We start from the raw sequence: 25,076 nt of genomic DNA on the forward strand, positions 1-25,076 counted from the left end.
CGAGCAAAGCTTCCGCGTCCTGCTCACGCCCCTTACCTACATCCATGTAGGCAACAAAGAGTAAATCGCACCTAGGAAGAACCCAAAGGGCAGCGCGCGTTTGGCATTTATGCTGCGTTATCGCCTATTTATGGGGAATAACCACACTACGTAGGCTCTGCCTTGCCTAAAAACCAAACGCACTGCTGCAAAATCAACCTCGAAAGATAAACAGACCCTAAAAACATTAAGTTTTTGATCTCATACCTACTATTAATATGTTTTTGTTGTAAACTAAAACAATAAAGGTATTAAGATAATGGTGTGTAGGTGTCTAGGAGCTCCAATACGGTGGAACAAAAACTAAAGCAAGCAATCGACAGTAGAAAAGTAATAGAAAGCGCACGTAAACATCAAGTGAGTACCCTTTCTAACTTTGCAGCTAAGTTATCTTTAAGCTGTAAAGGGCTTGATATTGAGCTTGATAACCGCCTAGCAAAGTTCCGTAGCGCATTAAACAAAGGAATGGATTTTGAAGACTTCTCTCCTTTGATAGATGATATTTTAGCTTTGCTAAAAAATCAGGAAGCGATTCAACTTGCGCATCAACGCGACCTGTTAACCAGCGTACAAAATGCAGGAAAACAGTTACAACAAACGAAAGGCCTGCCTGACGAAACCCGCAGAACGCTGCGTCATTTATTAGATAACCAACTTGACGATATACAATCGGTGCATGGGTTTATCCCAATATTAAACCAATTGATCACCTTTTATCATCAAGCTTTAATTGCTAAAAGCAATAATACCTTTAAACCACCCAATTTAAGTGTGCTCACTGAAAAGCTGTTTAAATTAGTTAGTGAGCTCGAACTAGAAGAAGAAGCCAACGAATCACTGTATTTAATAAAAAAACGCATTGCTAAAAATAAAGCCGTTGACCAGCTACTTGATGCCGCAATAGATGTGATTACTTTAATTGTTAAAAGTTTTCACGTTGAACGTGAATCAGCGCAAAGCTTTTTAGCTTCATTAAACCAAACACTTGAAGAGCTGCATCGCTCATTGGTATCAACCAGTGAACACTCTCAATCGATGAATGTTGAATTTGACTTAATAAATAAACGCATTGGTGAAAAGCTAGAAAGTCTAAATACACAAACAAAAAATGCGACCTCAATCACAGCGTTAAAGCAGCTAGTTGAAAACGAGTTACGCTCACTCAGTGCAGATATTTTAGAAAAAGAGCAACTCGAACAAAAAGATCGCAGAATTTTAGTTGCCAGCTTTACACAAATAAATGAAAGAATTAATAGCTTAGAAAACAAAGTCAGTAACTATAAAAAACGTTTAAATGAGCAACGATTTAAAAGCTTACTCGACAGCCTGACAAAACTGCCTAATCGCGCGGCATTTGATGAGCGTTACAACTACGAAATTAATTTATTTAACGAACAACCCTCAGACATAACGCTAGTTGTTATAGACGTCGACCATTTTAAATCAATCAACGATCGATTTGGCCATACTGCGGGCGATATTACTTTACAAGTTATTGCCAAAGCGTTGCAAAAGTCGATTAGGCAATCAGACTTTATTGCACGCTATGGCGGCGAAGAGTTTGTGCTATTAATGCCACGCACTTCACTTGAAAACGCGACAGCGCACCTCAATAAATTAAAACAGTCTATTAAAAAGATACCGTTTAAATTTAAAGACAAACAAATTGAAATTACTGTTTCGATAGGCGCAACCCAATTTAAAGAGGGAGATACCCCTCTAAAAGCATTTGATAGAGCCGATCAAGCTTTATACGATGCTAAAAATTCAGGCCGGGATCGTCTGTGCATTAGTAAATAGTGTTATGCATTTCTACTTTTGAGTACAAGGCATAATTACGCAGTAAATTTACCCAAGAAGTTTCAAGGAGAATGCCGATGCTAATACAGTTAAACCCAACAGGGGTATTAGATTTATTATCGCAGCTAGAAGTAGACCTACTAGAACAGTCATCAACAAGCGAACGCTACAGGTTATTCAGAAATTGTGTTTTAGCTGTGCTTAATGTAGGCAGCCATACCGATGTAAGTAATGATATATACGAAAAACATAAAGATTTTGATATTCGTTTGGTAAGCCGTGAACGCGGTATTAAAATTGAATTAGAGAACCCGCCGCAAACGGCCTTCGTTGACGGGCACATAGTCACCGGCATACATGAGCACATATTTTCGGTTATTCGCGATATCTTATTTATTTGCCAAAAGTATGAAAAAAATCTCAAAGAAACTAAAGCCATTACCCACATGGTTTTTGACATGCTTAGAAATGCCGACGCTCTTAAAGTAAATAGTGAACCTAACATGATTGTATGTTGGGGCGGCCACTCTATTAACGAAATAGAATATAAATACACTAAACAAGTAGGTTACGAATTAGGCTTGCGCGGGTTAAATATTTGTACTGGCTGTGGGCCTGGTGCAATGAAAGGCCCGATGAAAGGCGCCACTATTGGTCATGCCAAACAACGTATAACTAACAACCGTTATTTAGGTTTAACTGAGCCCAGTATTATTGCAGCTGAGCCACCTAACCCGATTGTGAATGAACTGGTTATTTTACCCGATATTGAAAAGCGGCTTGAGGCCTTTGTTCGCACCGCTCATGCCATTATTATTTTTCCTGGTGGTGCAGGCACAGCTGAAGAACTATTGTATTTATTAGGCATTTTGTTGCACCCTGAAAACGAAAAGCAATGTTTACCTGTTATTCTTACCGGTCCAAAACAAAGTGAAGCTTACTTTGAGGAGCTGTGTCAATTCATTCAAATGACTTTAGGCGATGCAGCCCTAGATAAATTTGAAGTAATTATTGATGACCCTCAATTAGTAAGTCAAAAGTTAAAGTCGGCAATGAATGGTGTACGCGAATACCGTAAAAGCCAAGGGGATGCATATTACTTTAACTGGACCTTGAAAATAGACAGTGATTTTCAGCAACCTTTTTACCCCTCTCATGAGGCTATGGCGTCGCTTGATTTGCACCTTGATCAACCCAAACAACAGTTAGCAGCTAATTTACGCCGTGCGTTTTCGGGAATAGTGGCGGGAAATGTAAAAGAAGAAGGTTTACATGCGATTAAAAAATACGGCCCGTATGTCCTCAGTGGCGAGCCTGATTTAATGAAAGCAATGGACACACTTTTACAAGCGTTTGTAGAACAAGGTAGAATGAAGCTCCCTGGCAGTAAGTATATTCCTTGTTATACAATAAAAGCGTGAGTTTATAATTGAATCCCCATTTACTTCTTATTGATGCGCTTAATTTAATTAGACGCATCTATGCTGTTGATGCTAACCAAACGCATCACAGCAACGAACATATGTTAAAAGCATGCTGCGCTCGAGTAGCACATGCCTGCAAAAAACTCATAACAACCACTAATGCAACCCATGCAATTGCTGTATTTGATGGCGATAAAAGTTGGCGCTATCACTTTTACAAAGATTACAAACATTCGCGCGCCCCGATGCCACAAACGTTAAAAGAAGCCTTGCCACATTTTAAAGCGGCCATTGAAGAAACCGGCATTGTGGTATTTGAACCGACTAACGATGAAGCCGATGATATTATTGCAACATTAGCCCATAAAGCCGCCAACAATCAGATAAACAACACTATTGTCTCTACCGATAAAGGGTTTTTACCGCATTTAAATGAGCAAATTGAAGTGTATGATTACTTTAAAAAGCAACAGCTCACACAGCAGCATATCCAAGAACGTTTTGGCGTAGCACAACACAAACTAATAGACTTTTGGGCTCTGGCAGGAGACAAAACCAATGACATTCCAGGTGTTAAAGGCATTGGTGTTAAATCGGCGCAACAATTGGTGAATCAGTACAACACTCTCGAAGAGGCATTAAGCGATGAATCATTAAGTGCGCGCTTACAAAAAAAGCTTGCTGATGATATGGATATGTTTGTTATTTCTAAACAACTGGTGAGTTTGCGTACTGATATCCACTTAGGCTTTAGTTTAAAGCAGTTAAGGCTTAATTAGTCGCAAGTTAATGGCACTGAACGATCGCAATACGTATACTAGTAATAGTTATCTTGGTCTGGGTAGGCAATGTTTAAGAAGTTTTTTAGGTATTTGATATTGGGATTAGGTTTATATGCATTAATAGCCACGTCGGTTATTATGTTTTATAAAGACGATCCACAAGCAATGATTTGGCAAGACCGCGAAGCATTCAATAAACGCTATATTGAAAAACTGCGCTTAGAAGATGCTTTTACGCTAAATGCTGTGCTTGAATATTTAGGCAGCCCAGATTTAACCTACGCCAAGCGCGATGGTGAACAGGTGTGGCAAGTTTTATTTTATCGTACACAACATAAAACCTCGGATGGCATTACCACCATGGATGAATGTACCGGGTTATTATTTAAAAACGGCCAACTAATAATGTGGGGCCCAAGTGCTTATGAAAAATACCTTGAACAAAATGATGGAACAATTTAATGGAAGCACCACTGTCGGGTAACCTAAACAAGCTACTCGAAAGCACACAGTTGCTTTTAAGTTCACATAATAATAAAAACCAGTGGCATACTTTTTATCCGATTGTTTGTAAACTTGCAGAGCAATACGCAGCGTTATATAAACAAAACCCAGCAGCGTTACAAGCTCAGCTCAATTTGTATAAAACACACTATAGCTTTGCAACCAATGTAGTGGTTAATCAATGTGTTTTAACTTGTGCATTAAGTGCTAGCCAAAATTACGATAAACACTTAACAGAGCTTTATATCAGTGCCTCATTGGTGGAACACCTTTGTGTTGCTGATCAGTTGAATAAACTAGCCCAACAGCAAACATTTACTAATACCGACACTAAAATGTGGCAGTTACGCCATAAACTCGCAGCCAAAGTGATATTGACATCACAACAACCAGCACATCAAATTGCCCATATTTTAGCTAAACTAGCCAAATACAAACACGCATTATTAAACACGCCTAAAATCATGCTTTATGACGGAGCCAGTGTATTGGTTGCTTTGGCAAATATTTTGGCGCTTAACGTAACCTGCAACGCAAAACAGCAGCATATTAGTTTTTATAAAGCAGTAGCTGATTTGTACATAAGAACCCCCAACACATTTGCACAGAGACTATTAAAAGACTTAGTGGCACACGTTGGACAATATGTACCAGGTAGCCAAGTGGTTTATGCGGACCAAACAATGATTTATTTGGCTACAGATTCGGCAGGCCGTCATATTATCGTTAATAATGCCAATACAAAAATGGCCTGGTATCGAATAAAAGCATCATTAGAGGATGGCTCAAAGGCATGGCCGTGTAATGACGATCGCTTGTTTTTAAAAGTTTGGGACAGTGAATACCTGCATATTGTTCATAAGAGTGACAATACACAGTCCTCTTTGTACGAATTAGTTAAACGAATAAAAAACCAACAAGAGTACAATTACAAAGCATTAAATACATTACTTACCCCTTATCCTAATGTTATAAAATCAGTGTGCCATGCAGTAAAACAGTATAATAAAGAGCTGCAACCGGCAAAAGATTTAAGGCATAGCTTGTCTATGGTGGGTTACGATAAGGCCCCTGCGATTATTCAAGGCATGGTTTTCGAGCAGTTGGTAAATAGTATTGCCCATCCTTTACATACATTTTTGTGTACCCGCATGGGTTGTTTAGTCAACATTGTAAAGCTGCTAGTAAAACACGATAAAAATTTGCAAAGTGAACGCATTAGTTTGAGCCTATATGCCTATTTATATTATCTATTAATTAATTACAGCCCAGAAGTTTCTAGAAAAATCACCCTAGACCAAACACCGAATAAATCCTTAGATACGCCAATATGCACTTTTTTTGGCATAAACAATGTTGATACCCCTCATTTAACTAATGAGCTTAATGAATTACTTAGTAGCGACCCCTGGGCAATAGCGTTATTAAAAGCTGAAACATTGCCTAAAAAGCAGCTCGATGATAGCGCTAAGTTGTGGGCAGCTTTAAAAGTTGTAGCCCAGCGCGTACTTAAACCTAACCAGCCATTAACAGCATGGCAACAGCAGATATTAAATCAACAACTCACCCGCCATGGCTGGAAAAGTGAGGCCATTTTTTATCAATCCCTGCAGCAATTAGGTCTGCACAATAGTATTTAGCTGACTTATTATCGCTATAAATTTAATTTATACCCTGTATTTGCAGTATAAACTGGCAAAATGTTCAATAAATTGGTATAAATGCCGGCTTAAATTTAGCACCCCTGTCATATAAGTAGTCTAAACTCTGTGAGTATTTTTTATTTATGTGTGTATCCAAATCTTTAAAGGAAAAGTTCATGGCCAAACAAACCATAACAGTGATCAAAGGCGACGGCATCGGCCCAAGCATTATCGACTCAGCACTTGAAATACTAAAAGCCGCAGGATGCGATTTTGATTATGAATTTGTTGACGCTGGCCTCGCTGCGCTTGAAAAAACGGGCGAATTGCTTCCACAAGAGACAATTGACACGATTGCTAAAAATAAAATCACTTTAAAAGGTCCATTAACGACCCCTGTAGGCGAAGGCTTTACATCAATCAATGTAACACTTCGTAAACAGTTTGGTTTATACGCTAATGTTCGTCCTGTGAAGTCGTTCGCAGGTACTAAAGCACGTTACGATGACATTGATATTATTACTGTTCGTGAAAATACCCAAGGTATGTACTCAGGTGCAGGTCAAGTAGTGAGTGCTGATGGCAACGAAGCTGAGGCAATGTCTGTTATCACGCGTGAAGGCGCTGAAAAAATCGTTACTTTTGCATACGAGCTAGCTGTACGCGAAGGCCGTAAAAAAGTAACCGCTGTTCATAAAGCAAATATTTTAAAATCAACATCGGGTTTGTTCTTAAAAGTTGCTCGTGAAGTGGCTGAACGTTACCCTGAGATTGAATCAACTGAAATGATTGTTGATGCAACCTGTATGAAACTAGTAATGACACCGGAAGAGTTTGACGTAATTGTAACGACTAACCTATTCGGCGATATTTTATCTGATTTATGTGCTGGTTTAGTTGGTGGTTTAGGCATGGCGCCTGGTGCTAACATTGGTGAAAATGCGGCTATCTTTGAAGCTGTTCACGGTAGCGCACCTGATATTGCAGGTAAAAACCTAGCAAATCCAACGTCAGTTATTTTAGCGTCTATTCAAATGCTAGAGCATTTAAATATGGGCGATACGGCAGAGCGCATTCGTAGCGCAGTGGCTGATGTAATTAAATCAGGCGACCGTACTACTCGCGATTTAGGCGGCAGCCATGGTACAACTGACTTCACTCAGTCAGTAATCGACCGTCTGTAACAAGTATAATTGAGTTATAAAGCCAACATCTGTTGGCTTTTTTTATGCCTGCTCAAAACCGCCTGTATCACTTTAATGTAGTTAATGTGTATTTAAGCTCCCTACTCCTTAAAATTAAAAATGCATAATTTCTGCTTTTAATGTGAGAATACTTCACAGCAATTAGAATTTAAGATTAAAAAAGATATAAAAATGAATTTTTAATCCAAAAACTTTAGTTTTGGGTTGACATGAGCGCGCAAAAGCCTTAAAAATAACCACATACAAAAATTGTAATTTAAACAGCATTTTATTTTAAAGAGCAACACATTATGAACACACAATTTCGTCTTTTAGTCTTACTCGTACTGGTCTTAGTGATAAGCCCAGCGGGGATGTATTAAAAGGTGAAACATGCTTTTTTAAACCCTCGCACTACGCGGGGGTTTTTTTTTGCATAAATCAGTCAACAGAGGAATGAGGATGAGTAAACAAGAATATAATGGCTCTGAATTGGTTGTTAAGTCATTAAAAGAGTTAAACGTTAAGTATATATTCGGTTACCCCGGTGGCTCAGTATTAGACTTATATGATGCGCTATTTCAGCAAGATGATATTGAACATATTTTAGTCCGTCACGAACAGGCCGCCACACACATGGCCGATGGTTACGCAAGAGCAACCGGTGAAGTCGGTGTTGTACTTGCCACTTCTGGACCGGGGGCAACAAACTGTGTAACAGGCATAGCAACTGCGTATATGGATTCTATTCCGATGGTGGTGTTATCAGGTCAAGTGCCAACCAACTTAATTGGCGATGACGCGTTTCAAGAAACGGATATTGTTGGCTGCTCTCGCCCTATCGTAAAGCATAGCTTTAATTGTAGAAGCGCTAGTGAAATTCCCAATATTCTTGCTAAAGCCTTTTATATTGCCAGCTCAGGTCGCCCAGGCCCAGTTGTCGTTGAACTTCCTAAAGACATGCTTAACCCTGAGCTAACCTTTGCTTACAACTTTCCAGCGGCAACAGAACTTAGAACCTACAACCCTAATACCAAGGGTCACTCTAAACAAATTCGTAAGGCCGTTGCTGCTATTTTAGAAGCGAAAAAGCTGGTTATTTATTCTGGTGGCGGAATTGTGCTTTCAAATACATCAGAGCAACTAACCCACTTAGTCGAATCGCTTAATGCCCCTATTACCAATACCCTAATGGGACTAGGCGGTATATCAGGCATTCATCCTAACTTTATTGGTATGTTGGGTATGCACGGTACATTAGAAGCAAATAAAGCCATGGCCAATGCTGATGTTATTTTAGCCCTTGGCGCACGATTCGATGATCGGGTTACCAATAACGTACAAAAGTTTTGCCCTAATGCCACTATCGTGCATGTAGATGTCGATCCGACTTCAATTTCCAAAACCATAAAAGCACATATTCCGGTTGTTGGCTGTTTAGCCACGGTACTTGAACAGTTACAAACTGCTATAGATAAAAGCCCAATAAAAATAGACCGCAGTGCACAAGAAGATTGGTGGCGACAGGTGATCAGTTGGCGCGAACAAAAATGCTTAAACTACAATACCGATGGCGATAAAATTAAACCTCAAGCAGTTATAGAGGCTATTTATAAAGCGACTAATGGTGATGCTTATGTCAGTTCAGATGTGGGCCAACACCAAATGTTTGCGGCGCAGTATTATCCATTTAAGCACCCTCGTCAATGGATCAACTCAGGCGGCTTAGGCACCATGGGCTTTGGTTTACCGGCTGCAATGGGGGTTAAGCTCGCCTTTCCTGATAAAGAGTCTTTATGTGTGACTGGCGACGGCTCTATTCAAATGAACATTCAAGAGCTTTCTACCTGTTTACAATACAACTTAGCGGTAAAAGTGATCTCGTTAAATAACCGTTCACTAGGTATGGTTAGACAATGGCAAGATATGATTTATGGCGGCAGACACTCCTCTTCCTATATGGAATCACTTCCTGACTTTGTAAAACTTGTACAAAGCTACGGCCATGTAGGAATACGAGTCAATACACTGGATGAATTACAGCCAGCAATAGACAAAGCCATGTCGATAACTGATAGATTAGTGTTTTTAGATATTTTAGTAGACGAAAAAGAACATGTTTACCCGATGCAAATTAAGCACGGTGGCATCGATGAAATGTGGTTAAGAAAAGGAGTAAAGGCATAATGCGTCGTATATTATCTATATTATTAGAAAATGAACCCGGTGCGTTATCACGTATAGTGGGGCTTTTTTCTCAACGAGCTTACAACATTGATAGTTTAACTGTTGGAACCACTGATGATGAATCACTCTCGCGTATTACTGTCACCACTAAAGGCGATGATAGAATTGTTGAGCAAATCACCAAACAGGTAAATAAACTGGTCGATGTACTTAAGGTGATTGATTTAACCGAAATGAGCCACATAGAGCGCGAACTGTTATTAGTAAAAGTATTTGCTCAAGATGAAGCTACACGCGCTGCTGTAACGCGGGTTGTAGATGTATTTCAGGGCGCTATTTTAGATATGGGGCGTCAAAGTTACAGCCTACAATTGGTAAGCAGTACCGACAAAATAGAGTCGTTTTTAGATACCTTACGTCATGAAACAGACATTATAGAAGTGGTTCGCTCTGGCGCGGTCGGCATTGGTCGCGGAGATAAGGCGCTTAAAGCTAAATAAGCGTTAAATTTACGGCAAAAAAAAGGGCTTAATAGCCCTTTTATTATTTTTATAAACCTAAACCTTATAGGTTTACTTGGTCTTTAAGACCTTTACCTGGTTTAAAGCTTGGAATAGTCGCTGCTGAAATTTGGATTTCTGCACCTGTTTGTGGGTTACGGCCTGTACGAGCAGCACGTTCTTTAACTGAAAAAGTACCAAAACCAACTAATGCAACAGAGTTGCCTTCTTTTAGTGAAGAAGTTACAGCGCCTGTGAATGCATCAAGTGCACGTGTAGCGGCTGCTTTAGAGATTTCTGCGTCAGTAGAGATTTTTTCAACTAGTTGAGCTTTGTTCATTATTAGATTCCTATTCGTTATTATTTTGCCTTCGCAAATCCTATCTTTATGCATTTTCGAAGAGTTAGCAACAGCAAATTACGTTTTTTAACTTAAATACTAAAAAATTAGTAAAATTATAATAATTCACTGTAAAATACAGCGAGTTGGGTTAACAAAAACTTAATTTAAGCACAAATATAGTGCAGCTATGCACTGTGATGAGTCGCTATATTTTTTCAATTACTAAGGTCACTTCCCCGACCTCAACGCCAAACTTAACAATAGATGTGCGGTTTATCAAGCGCGTGTTGGTGACTAAATACATCCAATCGTCAAAGTTAACTTCAAAAGTGCTGCCATCATAAGGAATTTCCACATTGTAGTTCCAATGAAAAACACTGCCTTCACTTTTGCCTGTGGCCGTACCTAAAACATCAGAAGCAGTACCGGTTAACGTGTTGTCGTCGTTTAAGGTTATTTTCCAAATACGTTTTTGGGTTTCGCCGTCATCATAAACGAAGTCTTCCTCAATAACGCCTTGGTTGCCATCCCACGTAGCGCTCAAGTCTACAACAAGCTTACGGGTTAATTCGCCTTTAAAGTCTTGTACAACACCGTAGGCTTTTAAATCGCCGCTAAAAAAAGTCTTAAAATCGAAATTAGGCTCTGAGCCTTTGTAGTGCTCTACACTCGGCGCTGAACAACTTGCAATAAAGAAGCTTACTACCAGCAGCAAAGTTACTTTGATACGTTTTAGATTAATCATATTAAATCCCTAAAAGTTGATTTCTAATCGATGGTTCTGAGGTGTTCTCACTTAGCCAAATAGCTAAAAAGTCATCTGCAAAAGTGGTGTCTTCTATGCGGCCTATTTCATTGTCATTGTGAAAGAAAATACTGTGTCCTTGCTGATCGGTCAGTAAGGTTAACGATTCACCCTTTTTAATGTCTGGCCATATCGCTAATAATTTATCTGCATAGCGAGCTGATAATTGTGATTTACCTAAATGTTGCCATTGCTCTTTAGTGGCTTTTACAATGTCTTTAGCATCAAAGTCTCGCAGGTAAGTTAAAGTAAATTTAACTGGCGTTTGCTTGGGACTATAAGATCCAGAGGGAGTAAAAAGCGTTGCATCATAAACATCCCAAAAAAGGTATTCCATACGTGCCTCGCCCACTTTGTTAAACTGGGTATCAGCATAAGCAACATGGTTAAACAGGGCATAAATTAGTACTAAATTTAAAAGCGTTTTCATAATCAGCTCCAAGCAGTAAATACAATTGTTTTATTGCTTAATAAACGCGCCAATTTTACCGTTAATAAATAAAATAACGCTAAACGTTGCAGCCCATAAAGCACCGTATAAAGGCCAAAATTGCCATAGCGGCAAGCCGAGTTCTAACACGTCGAATCGCGCCCCCGCCCAGTAACTTCCTGGTGCAAACGCTAAACATACAATAAACGCTTGCCAAGGTTTAAGGGTTGTTAAAAACGACATTGAGGTGTTAATACATAGCAATAAAGCAGCCCATAAAAACACTAACCAAAGCGGAAATGGCGCTACTTTAAATTCAATCAGACCGAACTTAACCGCGATAAATTCACTTAGTAAGGCTAGTGGTAAGCACTTTAGAAGCAAAAAAGCATCCTGTTTTTTTTGCGCTGACAAATAAAACATTAATGCAATGATAACAGTTGAATAGATAAGTGAGTGCTGTTCAAGCAGTAGGCATAAAAACCACACTACTTGAAACAGAACAAAATTAATAAGCGAGTGCAATCTCATCATTACTACTCGTAAAACGGGGTTTGCGTGCCATTAAATGCACGGTACTTGTTGCGCGAGTTCTAAATGCGCCCTCGCAATAAGCAAAATAAAATAGCCATAAACGATAAAATCGCTCATCAAATTTATTACTATCGAGGTTTGGCCAACTTGCAATGAAACGATCTCGCCAATCAGCAAGGGTTCTTGCGTAGTGAACACCAATATCGTTAACTGTGTGGATATTCATATCGGTATGATTTTTTATTTGCTCACTCATTTCGTTGAGCGAAGGCAAGCACCCACCAGGGAAAATATACTGCTGAATAAAGTCAGAATTTTTTAAATAATGTTGGTAACGCTGATCGCTAATTGTAATTGCTTGAATAAGCATAGCACCATCGTCTTTTAATAGCTGACCGCACTGAGTGAAAAAACTAGGCAAGTACTCATGACCAACCGCTTCTATCATCTCAATTGATACTAGCTTATCGTATTTACCGGTTAGTAAACGGTAATCTTGTTTGAGCAAGGTTATTTTGTTTTCAAGCCCAAGCTCTTTAATTTTATTTGCAACATAATCGTGCTGCTCATCAGAGATGGTAGTGGTTGTTACATGGCATTCGTAGTGAGTAGCCGCGTAAATTGCAAATGCTCCCCAACCTGTACCAATTTCAATGACGGTGTCGCCTTGTTGTAACTCGACTTGTTCACAAATACGCTGTAGTTTGTATTGCTGTGCTTGCTCGAGGGTGGCGTCTTTACTTGGGTATACGGCACTTGAGTAAAGCATTTCTTTGCTTAAAAAAGACTCGTATAAGTCATTGCCTAAGTCGTAGTGTGCAACAATATTCTTTTTAGAACCCGAGTGAGAATTTTTATTTTTAATGTGGTTTATACGATGAGCGATGTTACTAAAAAAAGCGAATTTCTTTTCAAATGCGTCTAGTTGGTCTTGGTTTATTGCAAAAATTTCTATCAACCGAGTTAAGTTATCACACTGCCACTGCCCTAATATGTAGGATTCTCCCGCGCCAATACTTCCCGACAGCGCAAATGCTTTATACATAGCAGTATCATTAACGGTTACCGTTACTTTAAGCTCTGATGACGTATCGCCAAATACAGACTGCTGATTATTGTCTACAAGCACTATTTGACCTGTATCAATTGACGAGAACGCTTTAAACACTAACTTTTTATAAAAATTAGTAAACCAACTGGTGCGTTCCTGAACGCGTAAGCTCGATACCTTTTCCATATACTTACCTATATTATTGTTATTACTTATAAAACAACATAAATTAAATTTAAAGTTTGCCTGAATGACCTAAAAAAGGGACTTTTTTAACAAACAATTTAAATGCCTGATAGTAAATACCTCTGAAAATAGACCATGTCATTGCAGGAAAGCGCTTCAACAACTTGCTCATTTGTTTATTGCACAAGGGTTGGCGCTGTAACCTTAACGAAGCATCAAAAAGTAGTTCTTCATCTCGCTTATTTTCTATACGTATCAGTATATTGTCTTTCTTTTGTCGAACAGTCCAATGATAGTTCATATCCAAATTCATAAAGGGTGATACGGAAAAAACTTTCTTAAAGTTCACTTTTTTTTGTAGTGGAACCAAGTAGTAATGTCGCTCATTCCATGGGGTATTACTTACCTCGGCCAGCATGTAGCTAAATTGATTATCGTCATGGCCAAAAAAATAAAAGTTAACGGGGCTAAAGTAAATACCCAAGCAGCGTAACTGCCCTAGCAAGTACACATGGCTAAATTTCTCATCTACCCCTAACTGGGCTAGCTGCGCATGAGCTCGCTCTATGATGGGCTGATGATGACTACCGGGTAACCCTTTTAAATAATCAGATTGCTCAAACTTCAATGCTTTAAACCCTGAAGTTCCAAGCTGCTTATGGACGCCATTAAGCGCATGAGTATTATTTAAATCAACCCACATCATATAAAGCGGGTAATTAAACGCGTGATGTTTAACAGCAAAACGGCGATGTTTAACATCGCCTAAATACACTGCATTAGTCAAACTCTACTCCAAGTTGCTTGGCCACATCAACGGCGCTGCGCACACCATCCTCATGAAAGCCGTTATACCAATACGCTCCGCAAAAGTACGTGTTATTTTGTCCATCAACGGTATGCTTTTGCTGTTGAGCGGCAATAGATTGTTGATTGAACACAGGATGATGATAGGTAAATTCACGTAAAATTTTACTCTGATTAATACCTTCTAAGTGGTTCAAGGTAACGCAGAACTGTGTATCTGATTTGATCCCTTGAAGTATATTCATTTGATAAGTAACCACCGCCGCTTTATCGGTATTGTTATTGAGCAAATAATTCCAACTTGCCCATGCGGCTTTTCTATCTGGTAATAGTGAAACATCGGTATGCAATACCACCGAGTTCTCAGTGTATGGAATAGCACCCAACACCTTATTTTCTTGCTCGCAGGCATCACCAAGTAACGCTAACGCTTGATCTGAATGACACGCAAAAATAACCTTATCAAACAGGGCTTGCTGGCCATCAACAAATGTAATGGTGGCTCCCTGCTCGTCTCTGGTTACCGATTTAATGTCAGTGTTTAACTGTATTTTATCAGCAAAACCAGCTATCAACGGTTTAATGTATTCACGAGAGCCACCGGGAATAACGTACCATTGAGGTCTATTGGTAATGTCTAGCAAACCATGGTTAAAGAAAAACTTTACAAAAAACTCAACCCCTACATTTTCCATTTCTTTAATGCTAGTAGACCAAATGGCAGCACCCATAGGTAAAATGTAGTGATATTTAAAGAAATCATTAAAACGATGTTGTTGTAATAATTGACCTAGTGATTGCTCTGTGTAGTGACCTTTTGCGTGCAAAGCCTTACATAACTTATTAAAACGCACGATGTCATACAATAAACGCCAAAATTTAGGTCTAACTATATTTCTGCGTTGAGCAAATAAACTACTAAATGTATGCCCATTGTATTCAAAGCCGGTTGCCTCGTTATGCACACTAAAACTCATTTGGGTCGGTTTACGTTTCACACCAATGCGTTTAAGCAACTTTTCAAAATAAGGATACGTTCTATCATTAAATACAATAAACCCCGTATCTATCGCGTAATTAATACCGCTGTGCTCTACATCTACAGTTGCGGTGTGACCACCAATATAATCATTTTTTTCAAATAATGTGACATCGTAATGCTTGTGCAGTAAATGTCCGCAGGTTAAACCTGATACGCCAGTCCCAATTATTGCTATTTTTTTCAACGGGTTAATCCTTTTGCAATTTTAAGCCAAAGCGAAAGTGGCAATATTCGCAATGCTTTAAGTATAAATGTAAAACGATAGGGGAAATGAACTTCTTTACGACGTTTGTTAACGCCTTTTATTATATAGTCAGCCGCTTTTTCAGCACTAACAGCCATCGGCATAGGGAAATCATTTTTGTCTGTAAGCGGTGTTTTTACAAAACCAGGGTGTACTAGTGTTACATCAACATCGTTTAAATCAACCGCAAGGGTTTTAGCTAAATAGCTAACGCCTGCCTTTGATGCACCGTAGGCTTCTGAACGTGGTAATGGTAAATAAGTAACACTTGAACTAACCATTACTAATTGCCCACCAGAGACTATTTTTGGCAAAAGCGCCTCTAAGCAGTAACCCATTGATAACAAATTAACGTTAATAACACGCTCAAATAAGGCGCTATCAAAATTACGTGCATCGTCAACATACTCGCAGTTGCCAGCATTGAGAATTACGCGGTCAAATTGAGTGTACCCTAACGTTGCCGCTTTTATATCTTGCAAATTGGTTGCATCAAACTGGCAGGTTTCTATGTTGTTATGTTTGGCAAGTTCAGCGAGCTTTTGCGTATTACGCCCGCAGGCGATCACTGTATCACCCTGATCGGCATACTTAATAGCAAGTTGCTCACCAATACCCGACGTTGCACCTGTAATAAGGGTAATCATAGTTAACCAGCCCTTTTATCAATAAAATTAATAATGTTGCCCAGTAATGGAATATGCTTATACAAAAGCTCTCCAGCGTTAAAGTAATCGCGGTGATTAATAATTTTCGCACCTTCAAATACTAGTTTACTGTGCCCTTGCACTGAAATTGTATTGCCCGCGTTAAGTTTTGGGTGAGAATAATGCATTGTCCAGTATACAAATGCATTATTATCGTTGGTAAATGAGTCGGTTATGTCAAATCGACAATGCTTAACATTACTATATAAACCACAAAAATAACGCCTTAAATCTTCAAGGCCATTAATCTCGTGCAGCGGATCTATAAAGTGAATGTTTTGAGCGTAAATTTCAGTTAATAACTCTAGGTTATCTTTATCAAGCTTTTGATATATTTCTACAAATTTATCGACTGATAATTGGTTATCCATATCACACCTTAAATGCAGCTAAAGCCCTCGCTCGTGCCGCTTTATGATCAACTATTGCTGGCCAGTAACAGTGTTCACTTTGTCCCGTTGCTGCTAAGTAAGTATGTGGGAAATGAATGTGTTTATCTGGCACTTTTTGTAATTCAGGCAGATATTTACGGATAAAATCACCATTTGGATCAAAGCGTTCACTTTGAGTAATAGGGTTAAATACCCTAAAGTAAGGTTGTGCGTCACAGCCGGTACTTGCAGCCCATTGCCAACCACCATTGTTTGAGGCTAAATCGCCATCAATAAGATGCTGCATAAAAAACTGCTCGCCTTTGCGCCAATCAATCAGTAGGTGCTTAGTTAAAAAACTCGCAACCACCATTCTTAAACGATTATGCATCCAGCCTGTTTGCAATAGCTGTTGCATGGCGGCATCAACAAGTGGATAGCCTGTACGGCCTTCGCACCATTGCTTAAACTCAGCGTCACTGTCACGCCAACTCACACTATCGTACTTTTCGTTAAAATTGGCACCGCGTGAAAGTTTTGGGAATTCAGCAATTAAATGTTTATAAAATTCACGCCAGATCAGCTCGTTAACCCAGGTAAACGTTTTACTTTTTGAGGTGGTCAGTATATCGGGGTAATGTTGTTGTATATTAACCATTAACTGCTTACTGCTAACAACCCCTAATGCTAAATAGGGGCTTAAACCCGATGTTCCTTTTACACTAGGTATATCGCGTACATCATCATAACTTGCTAATTTATCATGGATAAAATTATCGACCACATTAGCTAAAGTGTCGTCATCAACCGGCCATTTTTTTGAGCTGTCATCACTGCTGAGTAATTCACACGATTCAATCTCAATAGGATTTGAAGATAATGGCCACGGCACCAAGCTAAAGTGAGTATCTTGATACTGTTTTAGCCACGCCCGCTTAAAGGGCGTAAACACTTTATACATTTCATTATTTTGAGTGCGTACACTACCTACGGGAGCAATGATATCACCCTCGTATAAAGTAAATGTTATTTGCTGTTGATCGCATTGCGCTTGAATCGCTTTATCTCTATTAAACTCATTAAGTTCATATTCTTTATTGGCTATTATGTGTTTAATCTCATACTGCTGACAAAAATCGAGAAGCTTAGTTTGGCAGTCTGTGAAATAAGGAGCCTCTATCACGTGTAAATTAATGCCATACTCAGCTAATTTTTCACGGATATAACTGACTCTGCGTTTTAGTAAGTCAATTTGAATTGGGGCAGTATTATGCTGTGCCCATTGTTTTTCGCACACAAAAAAAATGGCGTGTTTAGCACCATTATTTAGCGCTTCAATAAGCGCTTCGTTAGAAAAAAGGCGCAAATCGCGCCTAAACCAAAATAATGTATTCATTACAAACCGTAACGTAGCTTAAGTTCATTAGGATAAGGGTTAAAGTATATTTGCTTGCTTAAATACTCATTCGGGTGAACCTTTAAATGATGTTTAAGCAAGGTTAGTGGTACATAAAGCGGCACCAACCCTTGGCGATACTCGTCTATTGCATCTCGCATTTCTTCTTTTTCGATTTTTGATAAATCTTTTTTGAAGTAACCTTGCAAATGCATCAACGTGTTAGAATTATTTTTTCTTGAAGCAGGTCGTTTAAGCGCGGTCATTAAACCTAAAATGTACTCGTCGGCTAGAGCATTAACATCATCACCTACAAACGTTCCAAGTAGATTGCCTAAATCACGATACGCTTGATAATTATGAGCCATTAACAAGTATTTGTATTGAGCATGGAACTGGGTCAAACGATGTACAGTAACCGGCTCTTTCACTAACTGTTGCCAGTTATGTAATGTATAAACACGCATTACAAAATTCTCGCGTAAATGAACGTCATTTAAACGTCCATTTTCTTCGCAAGGTAGTAAAGGATTGTGTTTCATGATTTGTTCAGCAAAGAAGCCAACGCCCTCAGAGGTGTTACCCGTTCCTGCTTCATTGTAGATTTTTACCCGCTCCATGCCACAGCTTGGGCTCTTAGCACAAAAAACGAATCCACTTAGATGCCCCGCTTGTTCTGTAGCTATTTTTTTACCGTATTCTGTGAGCTGCGGGCCAACATCTCCCGTACCATCCGGACGACACACTTTAATTGTATCGCCTGTTTTTACTTGACGAATTGTTGGTCGGGGTATTGGTAAACCTACCGCAACCTCAGGACAATACATTTTATATTCAACATGTTTTGCCAACTCTTCCATACAAAAGTTAGATTTTTTGTGGCCGCTGTCAAATCTTACCTTTTCGCCTGCTAAGCAGGCGCTAATACCTATTTTTATTGTATCTGTTTGCATAGATTCTCTTAATAAATCAAGCCACCAATTGGGTTAAGTAACTTGCTAAGTCCTTTATTAAAATGTAGCGCACTACTAACAACAGTAAAGCACAAACATCCCTCTTTTGTTAAAGGAGTATGTTGATGACGGCCATCTTGCCAAATAAAATCACCTGGTACATAACTGCCTTCTTCATCTGTAAATTCGCCATCAAGAAGTAGCGTAACTTCAAAACCTGTATGTGTATGCTCAGGAATTTCGCCGCCTGCGTCTATGTGCAATAAACTCGAGCGCAAATGCCCATCGTCAAGCGCTATACGTGAACGAGCAAGCTTACCTACTTGTATAAATTTGCTATAAGAAATACGTGTTAATGCTCTTGGTAAGCTGTAATTATGGTCATTCACATCAATAGTAACAGGTTCAACAGCATAAACTTCATCAATCGAATCGTCTGACGTGATTAATTCAAGCAACCCTGAGTCCGCTATATCGTCGCTTTGCTCATCGTTATTAACATTCATGTTGTCACTAAACACTGCTTTTGCATTACTTGCCTCGAGTTTTTCAACCTCAGCTTGGCATATTGGGCACATGTCTACATGAATAGATACGGCTAAGCTTAGTGATGCGGGAAGTGTTGCTGCACAGTATTGTGTAAGTAGTGTTTCACTCGGGTGATGTTTAATCATGCTGATCTCCCATTTCATTACGTAATTTCTGCAAGGCTAGACGTAATCGTGATTTTACCGTGCCTACTGGAATGTTTAATTGTTGAGCAAGCTGCTCTTGCGACATATCTTGAAAGTAAACACCGCGTACCACTTCTCTTTGCGCTTGTGGCAGTTTATCTAGGTAGCGCTTAATTTGTTTATCTTCAAGGTGGTCACTGTATTCGTGATGTGTATCTTCTGATTCATTCAATAACGGCCAGATGTCTTCGCTGATATTTTCTTCTTTGTTGCTTTTCATCTTTCGAAGCATATCAAAGGACGCATTACGCATTACCGTATAAACCCACGTAGTGGCTGCGCCTTTGTCGCTGTTGTACAAATGCGCTTTTCGCCACACTGAAGTGAGCGTTTCTTGCACCAACTCCATTGCTTGGGCTTCTACACCAAACTGCTTAATGCCAAAGCGTTTGATCTTTGGTGCAAAATATTCAAACAAGTACGCGAAAGATTTTTTATCGCGAGATTGGGCTACATTAACTAATGCTTCCCTGAGCTCCGTACTTGGCGTTTCTGGCATGGCAGTATACTTACCTGTGTTAGGTTCACAACGTAATATTTGTTGTTGACTTACCATAGTAAAATGTCCCGTTATAGCTTTTGTAAGTACCATTACGAGCTAAGAATATAAGCGGATCATAATTATTTTAGGCAAATTCATTATTAATCACAGTATGGAGGAAATTCAGCAAGTTATCAAAATTAGTTTCAAATGCAAGTTGTTGTTTTTTCTCAATAGAAATAGGGAGAAGCTCAAGCCATCTGGCAACAACCCAAGTAAGTTGATTAAACTGGGTATGTTTATAAAGAGACTGTAGCTGTGAATTATTAGAGAATACTTCTTCTAATGCCACTTGAAGTAGTTGATGTTCGCCAATGTCATGATTACTGCTATTGTACCAATAAGGTGTATTGCACGCAGAGACCTCACCATAGCGTAACTCCTGTTCGTCTTGGTACACGTTATCTAGTTGCACACTTTTTGATGCAAAAACATCAATCAACAGCATACCGCTTTCGTCTTGGTCGAAATCAATAATATCCATTAAACACCCTTGGGCGCTTATATTAAATGGTGTGTCGTGTTCGAAGGTGCAAAGTACAAAACCGCTGTTTGTTTTTAATGCGTTTTTAACCATCGTCAAATAACGAGGCTCAAATATACGTAATCGCGTATAGCCTTCAGGTAATATAAAAATAGGTAATGGGAAAATCGCACGTTTCATAAAGTCTACTTCTTTCAAACACTCTGCCTTTATTTACGTGCGCTCTATTGAAGTCGATCAGCTTTAGTTACATCGATTGTTTTACCGTGTAAGTGTATTCGCTAATTAAACCTCGTTCCCACATTTTTTATCATGTAAGCGATGTAATATACACTCAGTACACTTGCCACTGGCGCCAACATCAGGGCTAACAATTCGAACTCGCTGTTCATCACTTATTCCCTATTTTTATTGCTTTTGTTGTGTTTTTACTACAAGTTGCTTTTCATCAATGCCACTATTATCAACAACTGGGTTGGTTTGTAATAAACCATCTAAAATAGCGTGGGCATCAAAATAAACAGCTTCTTTTACTGACTTTTCAAGTTCGTTGCTTGCCTGTGACACATAAGTAGACACAGTATTAGTTAGCATATCTGTAATATTTAAATCGACTTCTGTCGCGTTAACCTGAGTTGAGCCTAATACAAGTAAGCTTGCGATTGTGATGTTGATTGAAGTTTTCATAATAGTATTCCTTGTTTGTTTATTGGTTAGTACACTTAGTTACTATCAAGGGCTATGCCATAATGGAAAAACTTTATAAGTCATTGTTTTAAAATTAAATAAGTAAATTTAAAAGAAATCCACAAAATCTAGATTAGTAATTTTGACCAATGAATTTAAAAATAAAACCAAATAATAGTGTGTTTGTTAATGTTCAGTAAATTAATGACTTTATTTCGTATTTGAAAGTTTCAGCGTACACCTGTACACTAAAAATCATTCGGAAAGTGGTAGGATCTGTTATGTCTGTTGAAGCTCCCTATTCTAAAAAAGAAGAGCTGTTAAATGTTATTAGTCATGCCTTAGGCATTGTATTTGCTGCTTTTGTTTTTTGGGATTTAGTTAAACAAACTAATAGTGTGAAAAGCTATGCCAGTACTCTGATGTACGGCAGTAGCTTACTAATTTTATTTTTATCTTCAACGCTTTATCACGCCAGTGTGCGCCCAAGATTGAGAGCGTTTTACAAAAAATGTGATCATTGCGCCATCTATTTACTGATTGCAGGCACCTACACGCCCTTTTTGTTGCTGTCGTTATCTGGGCTCTGGTCTTGGGCCACCTTGGTATTTATTTGGACAGTAGCTTTAGCCGGTGTTGCTTATAAACTGCTTGTTAAAAATGGCAATAAAAAAGTGTCACTCGCTACCTATTTATTAATGGGCTGGTTTGCACTGGCAATTATATACCCACTTTATTCAAACTTACCTATCAACGCACTATACTGGCTATTGGCTGGCGGCTTATTTTATAGTGTAGGTACTATTTTTTATAGTGCTAAAAGTACTCAATATAGCCATGCTATTTGGCACCTTTTTGTTATTGGTGGATGTGTTAGCCATTATATTTCGATCAGTAACTATGTTTATTAGGCTGGTTAAGCCATTTAGATTAGTCTAGTTTGAGCGAGAAACAGACGGTCGAGTAAACTCGTTTTTGGACAGAAACGTGTCAGGGACTTTTCTAAATTAGCAACGCACAGATAGCAATACGTACGGCTGTGTTTATCAGACCTGTTTATTCAATAACTTTATCGAGTCCGTTCAAAAGTACCGTTCACATCACGCGTGTAACTTTCCCGTGTGCAATTCGTTATTAGCGCTTACATGGCAAGGCCTCTAGGTTAATACGACAGTGTAACCTAGAGTGCCGCCGCACCTGTTTTTAATGTGAAATGGTAGATACACCGGCAATTATTTTAATAAATACTCACCTTTTGCTTATTCGTAAAAGTGCTATGCGTTAAATTATGATTAAGCGGAACTAAGGCGACAGGTTAATTTTTTCAGCGCCGCAGATAGTTAAAAAATTTTGTTAGTATCAAAGAAACATAAAAAATGAAGGTAACCAGGCACGAGGCCTGGTTGAAAATCAACGATAGTAAAATGGCATGGATGCCACGTTCTAACCGCCAATCTTTTACGGCAATTTAAGATTACACTGCGGTTGGGGCACTATCAATATTAATGAGCACGCGAATGAAAATAGATATTCATTATAAAGTGAAAGTAGAAGGAAGGTTTTCTATTAATTTAATTTCCCTAATTTCTGTAGCCCAATTGGTTATAAGTTTAATAGGTTAATTGTTAGGTAGGGGGTATTGCAGGTCAAAGTGTGATACCCCATTATTTTAGCCGCTAAAATTAAAGTTTCACCGGTGAAACTCAGTTGTTGGATGAAGGTCTTGTGTTTGATTTTCTGCTATCAGTTAACAAATATAAAAATTAATTATTTATCATTATGTTTTCATTTTTTGACAATGCTAAAGGCGTGAACTATAAATACCTTTCAATTGATATTAAAAGGGAAATTCAAGGACTATGAAAATAAATTTAATTAATTGCCTGCTATCTGTAGTCATAGCAACTGGTGTAAGTAATATGAGTTATGCTGAGGAAGTTCCGCGCAGTCAACAAGTAATTACCTCCCTTCCTGTACTCACTAGTCAGAATGCTCCAGCTCCTGCCGAAATCAAAAACATCCGCATGGAGTCTGAATTAATGGCTCGAGCATCAGCTCCGCCGCTATCTTCAATGTGAGTATATGCTGTTGGTTCAACTGATTGTGGGTGGGAGTCCACTGTTGGTATGACAACAACTGCATGTGATCATGGGGGAGAGCAGCTGCGTACTGCTGTTTTAGAAATTGGTTATGGTTATAATCATATTGCTTGGATGAACGGTGGGTTACTTCCGAGTTCCACAATGTACTCAAGTACGCCTGTTTGTGTGACTGGTAGTAATTACACATGGCCTTGTACCGCTGGGCAAACTGTCGTGGGTTTCCTCAATGAATACAATGTCGATGGTCATCAAAACGGATTATTCAAATACCAAAATACTTCGACTAATTCGCCATGGAATACTATGTCAGTCCAGATCAGTATTCTTTGATTTATTAATGATGTAGGCCAGACATTCTGGCCTTTTTATATTTCTAAATACGAATGTTAACACCAGTACTTTTGTCTTGCATGATAGACATAGCTGATTCTAACATCTTCAAAGTAGTCTCGTCATTGCGTGACAGTGCGCCTTGGATGCCATCACGCGTTTTTTGAATGAAGTTATATCGTGTTTCATCACTGTGTGCACCTGCCAGTTCGCCTCCATTTACGGGTATTTTCATAGTCATAGCCATGAAAGGCCTGCCGTCATCGAGAGACATTTCTCCATTGCGGATTTGAGTGTTGGCCCAGTCCCGCATTTCTTGCCGGGTCATACTAGTGAAATCCGCCTGTTTTGTGCTGCTGTCAGTCTTATCATTGTCTGTTTGTGCTGCTGTTAATGCAGCCGAAAATGACGTTGAGGCCTCTGTTGAAGGCTTGGTACGCTGGTTCCCATTAAAATAATGTACGTTTGCATCAACTCGCATAGGTTCTTTTCCTTAGTATGATCGTATGAGTGATATTAACTGCAAAACCTGCGCCATAATTATACACTTATAGTCTTTTGAAAACGCCTTTAAAAAGTTTATTTAAATTAAGTTGTTGAAGGTAATTCATCGTAAAGTGAAAAGCTTAATACAGAGGTGTTGGACGGCAAAGGCTTTCCGGTAACTGGAATATTTACTAATAGGCTTGGCTCATAGGCCTTAAATTATTCAGGATAAAGCCTAATAAAAGAAGGTTTTGAAATAAGCAATATTAAAGTGAAATATTGGGATCGAGATTGATACAAAGATGAGGGATATAGAAATCAATATCCATTTCAATTTTTTGATTTCTTTTAAGTGATTTGCATTTTTAAGCGATTCATTTAGCCGCTGAATATTTAGTTCAACTTCGTGTACAGTCTCCTGAGAGACGAGCGCTAAATCTTTAATACTCTTTTAATTTATCGTCAATTCGGATGCTTAGAATAGCCATTCTAAAATACCTCTGATGTATACGGGTGTAAACAAAGCGTATACGCCTATTTTTAAAGGCGCAACAGGTTATTTTAGATGAAAACTGTGTATGACAAAATGAGATAATAGGCACGCTGTCGAATGAATCGCCCCGAGTTCATCGGAGACCAGTTTGTTTAAGTCAGGCCACTTTACCTGACTCGTTTAAATTATCATAGTAGTCTGTTTCATATTGAGCTGGTGAAATATACCCAATTGAAGATAATAAGCGTTGATTATTAAACCAATTGACCCACTCTAACGTTGCGTAT

Annotated in this window: 26 protein-coding genes and 1 pseudogene; 10 read left to right on the forward strand and 17 right to left on the reverse strand. The window is 38.8% G+C overall.

Annotated features, from left to right (window positions below):
• Window positions 1-330: 330 nt before the first annotated feature.
• From CWC30_RS15000 to ilvN, 8 genes are all read left to right on the forward strand, one after another.
• Window positions 331-1,839, forward strand: a complete 1,509-nt coding sequence (locus tag CWC30_RS15000; protein ID WP_138627499.1) for a GGDEF domain-containing protein — start codon at window positions 331-333, stop codon at window positions 1,837-1,839.
• 77 nt (window positions 1,840-1,916) lie between these two features.
• Window positions 1,917-3,260 carry a nucleotide 5'-monophosphate nucleosidase PpnN gene (gene ppnN, locus CWC30_RS15005; RefSeq protein ID WP_138627500.1) on the forward strand — a complete coding sequence of 448 codons (1,344 nt, stop codon included), beginning with the start codon at window positions 1,917-1,919 and terminating at the stop codon, window positions 3,258-3,260.
• Between the two features lie 8 nt (window positions 3,261-3,268).
• Complete coding sequence (xni, locus tag CWC30_RS15010) at window positions 3,269-4,042, forward strand: flap endonuclease Xni (protein ID WP_138627501.1); 774 nt, start codon at window positions 3,269-3,271, stop codon at window positions 4,040-4,042.
• A 69-nt stretch (window positions 4,043-4,111) separates the two neighbouring features.
• The gene (locus CWC30_RS15015) at window positions 4,112-4,507 is read left to right on the forward strand and encodes a DUF3192 domain-containing protein (protein ID WP_036983990.1); all 396 of its coding nucleotides are present in this window, start codon (window positions 4,112-4,114) and stop codon (window positions 4,505-4,507) included.
• Entirely contained in the window at window positions 4,507-6,189 is a 1,683-nt protein-coding gene (locus CWC30_RS15020; RefSeq protein WP_138627502.1) for a hypothetical protein, read from the forward strand. The genes CWC30_RS15015 and CWC30_RS15020 overlap by 1 nt, the downstream gene beginning before the upstream one ends.
• Window positions 6,190-6,368: 179 nt before the next feature.
• Window positions 6,369-7,376: an isocitrate dehydrogenase gene (locus tag CWC30_RS15025; RefSeq protein ID WP_036983988.1), complete on the forward strand. Its 1,008-nt coding sequence runs from the start codon at window positions 6,369-6,371 to the stop codon at window positions 7,374-7,376.
• Between the two features lie 462 nt (window positions 7,377-7,838).
• Window positions 7,839-9,563 (forward strand): acetolactate synthase 3 large subunit, encoded by a 1,725-nt coding sequence (locus CWC30_RS15030; protein ID WP_069439709.1) that lies wholly within the window; start codon window positions 7,839-7,841, stop codon window positions 9,561-9,563.
• Window positions 9,563-10,063: an acetolactate synthase small subunit gene (gene ilvN, locus CWC30_RS15035; RefSeq protein WP_013463265.1), complete on the forward strand. Its 501-nt coding sequence runs from the start codon at window positions 9,563-9,565 to the stop codon at window positions 10,061-10,063. Before CWC30_RS15030 ends, ilvN begins: the two co-directional genes overlap by 1 nt.
• A gap of 64 nt (window positions 10,064-10,127) precedes the next feature.
• On the opposite strand, the gene CWC30_RS15040 is transcribed toward ilvN, so the two are convergent.
• The 15 genes from CWC30_RS15040 to CWC30_RS15110 all read right to left on the reverse strand — a co-directional run bounded on the left by CWC30_RS15040 (window position 10,128) and on the right by CWC30_RS15110 (window position 21,378).
• Window positions 10,128-10,403, reverse strand: coding sequence for an HU family DNA-binding protein (locus tag CWC30_RS15040; RefSeq protein WP_008112559.1), 276 nt, complete (start codon window positions 10,401-10,403; stop codon window positions 10,128-10,130).
• 208 nt (window positions 10,404-10,611) lie between these two features.
• The gene (locus CWC30_RS15045; RefSeq protein WP_013463264.1) at window positions 10,612-11,151 is read right to left on the reverse strand and encodes a DUF3833 domain-containing protein; all 540 of its coding nucleotides are present in this window, start codon (window positions 11,149-11,151) and stop codon (window positions 10,612-10,614) included.
• 1 nt (window position 11,152) lies between these two features.
• The gene (locus CWC30_RS15050; RefSeq protein ID WP_138627503.1) at window positions 11,153-11,641 is read right to left on the reverse strand and encodes a chalcone isomerase family protein; all 489 of its coding nucleotides are present in this window, start codon (window positions 11,639-11,641) and stop codon (window positions 11,153-11,155) included.
• 30 nt (window positions 11,642-11,671) lie between these two features.
• A complete protein-coding gene (locus CWC30_RS15055) occupies window positions 11,672-12,172 on the reverse strand; it encodes a DUF2878 domain-containing protein (RefSeq protein WP_138627510.1) in 501 nt (166 codons plus the stop codon).
• Window positions 12,150-13,412 (reverse strand): SAM-dependent methyltransferase, encoded by a 1,263-nt coding sequence (locus CWC30_RS15060; protein ID WP_138627504.1) that lies wholly within the window; start codon window positions 13,410-13,412, stop codon window positions 12,150-12,152. Before CWC30_RS15060 ends, CWC30_RS15055 begins: the two co-directional genes overlap by 23 nt.
• A gap of 49 nt (window positions 13,413-13,461) precedes the next feature.
• Window positions 13,462-14,199: a DUF1365 domain-containing protein gene (locus CWC30_RS15065; protein WP_138627505.1), complete on the reverse strand. Its 738-nt coding sequence runs from the start codon at window positions 14,197-14,199 to the stop codon at window positions 13,462-13,464.
• Window positions 14,192-15,445, reverse strand: a complete 1,254-nt coding sequence (locus tag CWC30_RS15070; protein ID WP_036983982.1) for an NAD(P)/FAD-dependent oxidoreductase — start codon at window positions 15,443-15,445, stop codon at window positions 14,192-14,194. Before CWC30_RS15070 ends, CWC30_RS15065 begins: the two co-directional genes overlap by 8 nt.
• Window positions 15,442-16,152: an SDR family NAD(P)-dependent oxidoreductase gene (locus CWC30_RS15075; RefSeq protein WP_138627506.1), complete on the reverse strand. Its 711-nt coding sequence runs from the start codon at window positions 16,150-16,152 to the stop codon at window positions 15,442-15,444. The genes CWC30_RS15070 and CWC30_RS15075 overlap by 4 nt, the downstream gene beginning before the upstream one ends.
• A gap of 2 nt (window positions 16,153-16,154) precedes the next feature.
• Complete coding sequence (locus CWC30_RS15080; RefSeq protein ID WP_069439705.1) at window positions 16,155-16,583, reverse strand: nuclear transport factor 2 family protein; 429 nt, start codon at window positions 16,581-16,583, stop codon at window positions 16,155-16,157.
• A gap of 1 nt (window position 16,584) precedes the next feature.
• A complete protein-coding gene (gene phrB, locus CWC30_RS15085) occupies window positions 16,585-17,979 on the reverse strand; it encodes a deoxyribodipyrimidine photo-lyase (protein WP_069439704.1) in 1,395 nt (464 codons plus the stop codon).
• Window positions 17,979-18,932, reverse strand: a complete 954-nt coding sequence (locus CWC30_RS15090; RefSeq protein ID WP_036983978.1) for a YbgA family protein — start codon at window positions 18,930-18,932, stop codon at window positions 17,979-17,981. Before CWC30_RS15090 ends, phrB begins: the two co-directional genes overlap by 1 nt.
• 8 nt (window positions 18,933-18,940) lie before the next feature.
• Window positions 18,941-19,606 carry a ChrR family anti-sigma-E factor gene (locus tag CWC30_RS15095; protein ID WP_138627507.1) on the reverse strand — a complete coding sequence of 222 codons (666 nt, stop codon included), beginning with the start codon at window positions 19,604-19,606 and terminating at the stop codon, window positions 18,941-18,943.
• Window positions 19,599-20,222, reverse strand: coding sequence for a sigma-70 family RNA polymerase sigma factor (locus CWC30_RS15100; RefSeq protein WP_036983976.1), 624 nt, complete (start codon window positions 20,220-20,222; stop codon window positions 19,599-19,601). The genes CWC30_RS15095 and CWC30_RS15100 overlap by 8 nt, the downstream gene beginning before the upstream one ends.
• A 70-nt stretch (window positions 20,223-20,292) precedes the next feature.
• Window positions 20,293-20,889, reverse strand: coding sequence for an LON peptidase substrate-binding domain-containing protein (locus CWC30_RS15105; RefSeq protein ID WP_138562412.1), 597 nt, complete (start codon window positions 20,887-20,889; stop codon window positions 20,293-20,295).
• Between the two features lie 210 nt (window positions 20,890-21,099).
• Entirely contained in the window at window positions 21,100-21,378 is a 279-nt protein-coding gene (locus CWC30_RS15110) for a hypothetical protein (protein ID WP_138627508.1), read from the reverse strand.
• Between the two features lie 281 nt (window positions 21,379-21,659).
• On the opposite strand from CWC30_RS15110, the gene trhA reads away from it, so the two are divergent.
• Entirely contained in the window at window positions 21,660-22,289 is a 630-nt protein-coding gene (gene trhA, locus CWC30_RS15115; protein ID WP_138627509.1) for a PAQR family membrane homeostasis protein TrhA, read from the forward strand.
• Between the two features lie 1,179 nt (window positions 22,290-23,468).
• A pseudogene (locus CWC30_RS19270) lies at window positions 23,469-23,810 on the forward strand (DUF4879 domain-containing protein); the annotation flags it as partial.
• A gap of 43 nt (window positions 23,811-23,853) precedes the next feature.
• Here CWC30_RS19270 and CWC30_RS15125 read toward each other — a convergent pair.
• Together CWC30_RS15125 and CWC30_RS15130 are read right to left on the reverse strand one after the other, a co-directional pair.
• The gene (locus CWC30_RS15125) at window positions 23,854-24,291 is read right to left on the reverse strand and encodes a hypothetical protein (RefSeq protein ID WP_013463093.1); all 438 of its coding nucleotides are present in this window, start codon (window positions 24,289-24,291) and stop codon (window positions 23,854-23,856) included.
• A gap of 655 nt (window positions 24,292-24,946) precedes the next feature.
• Window positions 24,947-25,076, reverse strand: a 130-nt coding sequence (locus tag CWC30_RS15130) for an IS3 family transposase (RefSeq protein ID WP_171034732.1), incomplete at its 5' end; no start/stop codon positions are given.

This window comes from Pseudoalteromonas sp. S4741 (genome assembly GCF_005886135.1).
GTDB lineage: Bacteria > Pseudomonadota > Gammaproteobacteria > Enterobacterales > Alteromonadaceae > Pseudoalteromonas > Pseudoalteromonas tetraodonis.

Coding starts and splice junctions, on each gene's coding strand:
- ilvN (WP_013463265.1), top strand. CDS start 9,563: ATGCGTCGTATATTATCTATATTATTAGAAAATGAACCCGGTGCGTTA.
- CWC30_RS15060 (WP_138627504.1), bottom strand. CDS start 13,412: ATGGAAAAGGTATCGAGCTTACGCGTTCAGGAACGCACCAGTTGGTTT.
- CWC30_RS15020 (WP_138627502.1), top strand. CDS start 4,507: ATGGAAGCACCACTGTCGGGTAACCTAAACAAGCTACTCGAAAGCACA.
- CWC30_RS15075 (WP_138627506.1), bottom strand. CDS start 16,152: ATGATTACCCTTATTACAGGTGCAACGTCGGGTATTGGTGAGCAACTT.
- CWC30_RS15040 (WP_008112559.1), bottom strand. CDS start 10,403: ATGAACAAAGCTCAACTAGTTGAAAAAATCTCTACTGACGCAGAAATC.
- phrB (WP_069439704.1), bottom strand. CDS start 17,979: ATGAATACATTATTTTGGTTTAGGCGCGATTTGCGCCTTTTTTCTAAC.
- CWC30_RS15045 (WP_013463264.1), bottom strand. CDS start 11,151: ATGATTAATCTAAAACGTATCAAAGTAACTTTGCTGCTGGTAGTAAGC.
- CWC30_RS15125 (WP_013463093.1), bottom strand. CDS start 24,291: ATGCGAGTTGATGCAAACGTACATTATTTTAATGGGAACCAGCGTACC.
- CWC30_RS15030 (WP_069439709.1), top strand. CDS start 7,839: ATGAGTAAACAAGAATATAATGGCTCTGAATTGGTTGTTAAGTCATTA.
- CWC30_RS15110 (WP_138627508.1), bottom strand. CDS start 21,378: ATGAAAACTTCAATCAACATCACAATCGCAAGCTTACTTGTATTAGGC.
- CWC30_RS15080 (WP_069439705.1), bottom strand. CDS start 16,583: ATGGATAACCAATTATCAGTCGATAAATTTGTAGAAATATATCAAAAG.
- CWC30_RS15090 (WP_036983978.1), bottom strand. CDS start 18,932: ATGCAAACAGATACAATAAAAATAGGTATTAGCGCCTGCTTAGCAGGC.
- CWC30_RS15015 (WP_036983990.1), top strand. CDS start 4,112: ATGTTTAAGAAGTTTTTTAGGTATTTGATATTGGGATTAGGTTTATAT.
- trhA (WP_138627509.1), top strand. CDS start 21,660: ATGTCTGTTGAAGCTCCCTATTCTAAAAAAGAAGAGCTGTTAAATGTT.
- CWC30_RS15095 (WP_138627507.1), bottom strand. CDS start 19,606: ATGATTAAACATCACCCGAGTGAAACACTACTTACACAATACTGTGCA.
- CWC30_RS15025 (WP_036983988.1), top strand. CDS start 6,369: ATGGCCAAACAAACCATAACAGTGATCAAAGGCGACGGCATCGGCCCA.
- CWC30_RS15100 (WP_036983976.1), bottom strand. CDS start 20,222: ATGGTAAGTCAACAACAAATATTACGTTGTGAACCTAACACAGGTAAG.
- CWC30_RS15050 (WP_138627503.1), bottom strand. CDS start 11,641: ATGAAAACGCTTTTAAATTTAGTACTAATTTATGCCCTGTTTAACCAT.
- ppnN (WP_138627500.1), top strand. CDS start 1,917: ATGCTAATACAGTTAAACCCAACAGGGGTATTAGATTTATTATCGCAG.
- CWC30_RS15055 (WP_138627510.1), bottom strand. CDS start 12,172: ATGAGATTGCACTCGCTTATTAATTTTGTTCTGTTTCAAGTAGTGTGG.